Origin of the sequence: Mesorhizobium sp. M7A.F.Ca.CA.001.08.2.1 (genome assembly GCF_003998455.1) — a bacterium.
Taxonomy (GTDB): domain Bacteria; phylum Pseudomonadota; class Alphaproteobacteria; order Rhizobiales; family Rhizobiaceae; genus Mesorhizobium; species Mesorhizobium ciceri.
This window is the reverse complement of record NZ_RZPW01000356.1, coordinates 1-6,144: the sequence shown is the minus strand read 5'-3', so window position 1 is coordinate 6,144 and position 6,144 is coordinate 1. Positions and strand designations below refer to the sequence as shown.

Sequence of the window (6,144 nt, the reverse complement as noted above, 5' to 3'; positions counted from 1 at the left end):
TCGCTCAGCCAGGACAATGTGCTGTTCACCACCAATTTGACCAATCTGCCGATACAGAGCGCCGGTGGACGCGACATCCCGCAGGGAGCCATTCACATCGAACGCGTCAGACTGCTTTGGCAGGACAGGCTGTTTGAACGCATCACCCTTTCCAATTACAGCCGGGAACACTCGACGATCAGCGTTTCCCTGCACTACTCCGCCGATTTCCGCGACATGTTTGAAGTGCGTGGCTCGACACGGCTGAAGCGCGGGCTGGCCCATGCCGCCGAAACAAACGCGACGTCGGTCCTGCTGCGCTATGATGGGCTCGATGGCCTGGCCCGCCTCTCGGCGATATCGTTCTCGCAGGCGCCGGACCAACTGAGTGCCAACCGTGCCGATTTCCTGATCGCCGTGACCAAGCGTAGCAGGAAGGTGCTTTATGTCGAGGTCGGTCCCGAGGTAGCCGACAAGCCCGACCGCGACCGGTTCCGCGCCGCTGCCGCCCGCGCCCGCTTTGGCATGCGGGCCAAACGTCGCCATGGCGCGACGGTGCGCAGCTCGGGCCGTGTCTTCAACGACTGGGTCGAGCGCGCCCGCGCCGATGTCGCGCTGCTGACCACCGAGCTGGCGACCGGCCCCTATCCCTATGCCGGCATCCCCTGGTTCTCGACGGCGTTCGGCCGCGACGGTGTCATCTCGGCACTGCAGATGCTGTGGCTCAATCCGGGATTGGCGCGGGGCGTGTTGGCCTTTCTGGCCCAGCATCAGGCGACCGAGACATCGCCGTTCAGCGATTCGCAGCCGGGCAAGATCATGCACGAGACCCGCAAGGGCGAAATGGTGGCGCTGCGGGAGCTTCCCTTTGGCCGCTACTACGGTGGCGTCGATACGACACCGCTCTACATCTATCTTGCCTGTGCCTACGCCGATCGTACCGGTGACATGGCGTTCATCGACGGCCTGTGGCCGTCGCTGTGCGCCGCGGCCGAATGGACGGAGGAGGCGGGCCGGGAGACCGGATTCGTGACTTACCAGCGAGCGGCCGAGTCCGGCCTCGCCAACCAGGGATGGAAGGACAGTTTCGATTCGGTCTTCCATGCCGATGGCCGCATTCCCAAGGGCCCGATCGCCCTTGTCGAAGTGCAGGGCTACGTCTTTGCCGCCTTCCGGGGGCTGGCGGCACTTGCCCGTCGCCGGGGCGAGAACGACAGGGCCGACCACTGGGATGATCGCGCCGAAGCGATGCGGGTTGCCGTGGAACGGGATTTCTGGCTTGACGATCTCGGCTTCTATGCGCTGGCAATCGACGGTGCCGGCGAGCCCTGCAAGGTGCGGACCTCGAATGCGGGGCATCTGCTCTTTGTCGGATTGCCTGAGCCTGCGCGGGCCCAGATGGTGGCTGACCAGCTGCTTTCCGCCTCCTTCCATTCGGGCTGGGGACTGCGGACGCTCGCCGACGATGCCGTGTTCTTCAATCCGATGTCGTACCACAATGGCTCGATCTGGCCGCACGATACCGCCCTTTGCGGTGCCGGGCTGGCGCGCTATGGCGAGCGCGAAAGCGTGGTTCGCCTGATGAGCGGCACGTTCGAATCCGCGGTCCATTTCAACATGCGGCTGCCCGAACTGTTCTGCGGTTTTACACGTGCGCCGGGCGAAGCACCCATCGCCTATCCCGTCGCCTGCCTGCCGCAAGCGTGGTCGGCGGGCTCCGCTTTCATGTTGATGCAGGCCTGTCTTGGCCTGGAGATCGACGGCTGGGAGGGTGAGATTCGCGTCGGCCGCCCCAGGCTGCCGATCGGCATCGACACGCTGACACTGCGGCACCTGGGCGTCGGCGACCGGGTCGTCGATCTCACCTTCCAGCGCGTCGGCGACCGGGTCGTCGCTTTCCTGGCCGACCGCCATGAAGGGCTGGTGCCGCTCATAGTAAGAACATGATCCGAACAAAATTGGCGGAACCGATCCAGGCCTTGTGCGTTGCAAAAACACTGGTCCGAACGCCGACCACGTGGCCGGCGGACCGTTTCAAACGGGAAACACGAACAAACGGTCGCCGACGGCCGGGGTGAGTTGACGTTCAATGACAAACTACGGTGCGGACCTGCTCTGGGTTCTGATTTTCGCGAGCCTCGGTTTTTCCGCTCTTGCCGTATTCCTCTCCATATCGCGGCACCGTCGCCGTCATCCTCCTGCCGTCCCACATACGGCAGGCGAAGATGTGGCGGCGGAGGCCGCGCGCAAGGTGATACGGGAGTTCGAAAAGAACGGCCAATCGGCCGATGCCGCGCTGGTGACCTGGTCGCCAGAAACATTGCGCAAGATCCTGGCCGACGATCTGCCCGATGCGCAGGTTATCGTGGTGTCCAATCGCGAGCCGTACATCCACAATGTGAAGGACGACGGCGTCGAGTTGCTCGTCCCGGCCAGCGGGCTGGTGTCGGCGCTCGAGCCCATTACCCGCGCCTGTGCGGGCACCTGGATCGCCTATGGCGGCGGAACGGCGGACCGCCTTACCGTCGACGACCACGATCGCGTGCAGGTGCCGCCTGGCAACCCGTCCTACACGCTGCGCCGGGTCTGGCTGACGGAGGAAGAGCATCAGGGCTATTATCTCGGTTTCGCCAATGAGGGCCTTTGGCCGCTTTGCCATATCGCCTTCACCCGGCCGATTTTTCGCGCCTCCGACTGGGCTGCCTATGAAGCCGTCAACCGGAAGTTTGCCGATACCGTGGTTGCCGAGGCGCGCAACGAGCGGCCGATCGTGCTGGTTCAGGATTACCATTTCGCGCTGCTGCCGCGCATGATCCGCGAGCGCCTGCCGGAGGCGATCGTCATCACTTTCTGGCACATCCCGTGGCCAAATTCGGAAGTGTACAGCATCTGCCCATGGCGTGAACGCATCCTCGAAGGCCTGCTCGGCAGCTCGATCATCGGCTTCCACACCCAGTTCCATGCCAACAATTTCACCGAAAGCGTCGATCGCTTCCTGGAAAGCCGCATCGAGCGGGCCGATGCGGCCATCTCCTACGGCGGACGGACCACATTGGTGCACGCCTATCCCATCTCGATAGAATGGCCGGCGGACCTGCTGGCGAAACTTCCCGCTGTCGACGATTGCCGCGCTCGCATGCGCGAGAGGTTCGGCCTTAAAGCGGATGTGAAGCTGGCCGTCGGGGTCGAGCGCCTCGATTATACCAAGGGCATTCTCGATCGGTTTCACGCTTTGAACGAATTGTTCAAGCGACAGCCTGAGTGGATCGGAAAACTGGTCTTCCTGCAGATCGCGGCACCCAGCCGCGGCACGCTGCCTGCCTACAAGCTGCTCCATGACGAGTGCCACCGTTATGCCGAAGAGCTCAACCGGCGTTATGGCAGCGAGGGCTACAGGCCGGTGATCATGGTGGCCGAACATCACTCGCAAGAACAGGTCTACGAGATCTATCGGGCCGCCGACATATGCATGGTCACCAGCCTGCATGACGGCATGAACCTCGTCGCAAAGGAATTCGTCGCCGCGCGCGACGACGAGCAGGGCGTTTTGATGCTCAGCACATTCGCCGGCGCCTCGCGCGAATTGCTGGAGGCGCTTATCGTCAACCCTTACGATGCCGCCATGATGAGCGGAGCGCTGTTGCAGGCACTGACCATGTCGCCCGAAGAACAGCGCGAGCGCATGCGCCCCATGCGCGAGACAATCCGCAACAACAATGTCTATCGCTGGGCCGGCAGCATGCTTCTGGATGCGGCACGTTTGCGCAAGCGCGGGGACCTCGATCGGGTGACCGGTGCCGTCAGCGACCCGCCGCCCAGCGTCGACAATGTCGTCTCCATTTTTGAGCGCAGACGGGTGGCGATGTCATGAGCGATGCGCTGCAAAATATTGTTGGCGAGACCCTGCACAAGCCGCAGGCCGTCATGGAGAAACCGCACACTGTGCTGACCGGCGAATGGGCGTTGTTCCTCGATATCGACGGCACCCTGCTGGAACATGCCGAACACCCGGACGCGGTCTCGGTCAGCGACGAGCTCCGCTCCTTGCTGCAAGGCCTGGATCGCAAGCTGAACGGGGCATTGGCCTTCATAACAGGCCGTTCCGTCGCGGCTGTCGATCATCTGTTTCAGCCTTTGAAGCTGCGCGCCGCCGGGCTCTATGGCCTGGAACATCGGCTCCTACCGAACGACGACGTCGAAGTCGCGGATGAGCCGGCGGATATTTCTGCGCTTGCCGACGAGATCGAGGCCGAGCTCGGTCGTGGCGCCTATATCGAGCGCAAAGGACGGGTGCTGGCCATCCACACGCGCGCCGCCCCGCATCTGCTTCCGCGCGCGACGCAGCTTGTCGAGCAGGCGCTGGCCACGCTGCCAAAGGGCTACCGGGTGGTTCCCGGCAATGCCGGTGTGGAACTGCTGCCGCTCGAGGCCGCTAAGGGCGCCGCGATCCGGCGTTTCATGGAAATTGCGCCATTCACGGGCCGTCGCCCGGTCTTCCTGGGCGACGACACGTCGGATGAAAACGGTTTTGAGGCCGTCAATGATGCCGGCGGCATATCGATCCGCGTCAAACCACCAGCGCACACCGCAGCGCGGTACGGGCTTGCCGACGTTGTCGAGACGCTGGCCTGGCTGAGAGGTCAACTTTAGATCCAGCCGACGCAACCGCGATCGCGCCTCCTGGAAAGGGCAAGGAAAGGAACGGTTTCGATGGGACGCTTTGCACAATTGGTCCGAGAGATCACCCCGAACTGGCTGCACTCTCGCTCCTCCCGCCATGACATTGCCGACGTTTCACCGTCCGACGCGGATTTCAGCTGGCAAGAGGCGATCGACAACAAGATGTATGGGGCTGATACGCCTGATTATTCCTATGTTCCGGAAAAGACCGCTTCAGATGCGGTGAGACCGGGCGGTGACAGCCCCGGCGAAAAGAGCGTGCGGGGCGGTCCAAAAAGAGCCAATTGAGGGTGAAAAGCCTGTCGGCGCCCGAGGAACGCTACGCCGCAAATCGCAGTCCGCCGTCGCAGGTCAGCACCTGACCGGTCATGAAGCCGTTGGAGACGAGGAAAGCTATTGCCGCGGCAACGTCTTCGGCGCGACCGATGCGGCCGACCGGGGTCCTGCCGGCATAGTCGGCAAACAGCGCCTGCCTCTGCTCCTCGGCCAGAAAGTCCCACCAGGGCGTGTCGATGACGCCTGGCGCCACGACATTGACGCGCAGCGGTTTCAACTCCATCGCCAGGATCGGCACCACGGTCAACAGCATGCCGTTGATGGCGGCGATACCGGCGACGCCGGGCGTTGCGAGCTGCGCCGACACCGCCGAGATGAAGGTGACCGATCCGGCCTTGTTGAGTGTCGGCAAGGCGGCCTGCAGGCAGGACAGCTGCGGGCGGACCTTTTCCTCCACGCCACTGCCGATGTCACTCAGGTCAAGCGCCGGGAACGGGCCGAGGCCCTTGCCGCCGCTGGCCGCGAGCACCAGATGGTCGAATGGACCAAGGCGCTCGAAGAACCGGGTGACTTCATCCGGCTTCGAGGCGTCGAATGCAGCCTTCCCGGCAGCGCCGCCAAGACTCTTCCAAGCGCTCTTCAGCTTGTCCTCGTTGCGGCCGGTGATGGTTACCTTCATGTCCGGGCCAAGCAGTTTGCGCGCCGTCGCCAGCCCGATGCCGGACGAGCCACCGATGATGACGGTGTGTTGGATTGCCTTGGTCATCAATGCTGTTCCTTCGATGTGGGGGAGGCCGGGCCGATGAGATCGAGGCTCAAGCTTCTCAGCTGTTGCCTTGCCTTGGCGTCGTAGGCCTGAGCATCGGCGCGGGATTCCCGCAGGCCGTCGAAATAGAGGCCGCTTTTCCCGTTAAGCGTGGGTGAGGTGGCGAGATTGAGGATGGCATCGGCGCCGGTCTCGACCGAGCTCCACGGCGTCACCCCGGCCTGCCGGACCATGGTTGTGTTCATGTAGCTCGCCGGATGCAATGCGTTGACGGTGACGCCGGTGCCTTTCAACTGTTCGGCCAAATCGACGGTGAACAGGATCTGCGCCAGCTTGCTCTGGCAATAAGCGCGCACCCCGTCATAGGAGCGGGTCAGCATGACATCGCTGAAGTCGATCGCCTGCTGCCCCGCAGAGGCGACATTGACGATGCGCGCCGGCGC

At 63.4% G+C, this 6,144-nt stretch carries 6 protein-coding genes; 4 read left to right on the top strand and 2 right to left on the bottom strand.

What is annotated here, in order from left to right:
• The 4 genes from EN914_RS20455 to EN914_RS20440 form a co-directional block, all read left to right on the top strand.
• Positions 1 to 1,926 (top strand): amylo-alpha-1,6-glucosidase (locus EN914_RS20455; protein WP_127389226.1); only part of this gene is annotated, 1,926 nt, incomplete at its 5' end.
• A 142-nt stretch (positions 1,927 to 2,068) separates the two neighbouring features.
• Positions 2,069 to 3,850, top strand: coding sequence for a trehalose-6-phosphate synthase (locus EN914_RS20450; protein WP_013530900.1), 1,782 nt, complete (start codon positions 2,069 to 2,071; stop codon positions 3,848 to 3,850).
• Positions 3,851 to 3,903: 53 nt separating this feature from the next.
• On the top strand, positions 3,904 to 4,629 hold the full coding sequence (gene otsB / locus EN914_RS20445) for a trehalose-phosphatase (RefSeq protein ID WP_032898633.1): 726 nt from the start codon (positions 3,904 to 3,906) through the stop codon (positions 4,627 to 4,629).
• Positions 4,630 to 4,689: 60 nt separating this feature from the next.
• The gene (locus EN914_RS20440; protein WP_024501507.1) at positions 4,690 to 4,947 is read left to right on the top strand and encodes a hypothetical protein; all 258 of its coding nucleotides are present in this window, start codon (positions 4,690 to 4,692) and stop codon (positions 4,945 to 4,947) included.
• Between the two features lie 31 nt (positions 4,948 to 4,978).
• Here the strand turns inward: EN914_RS20440 and EN914_RS20435 are convergent, their stop codons facing one another.
• Entirely contained in the window at positions 4,979 to 5,701 is a 723-nt protein-coding gene (locus tag EN914_RS20435; protein WP_024501506.1) for an SDR family oxidoreductase, read from the bottom strand.
• On the bottom strand, positions 5,701 to 6,144 hold a 444-nt coding region (locus tag EN914_RS20430; protein WP_127389225.1), incomplete at its 5' end, for an SDR family NAD(P)-dependent oxidoreductase. The genes EN914_RS20435 and EN914_RS20430, both read right to left, overlap by 1 nt.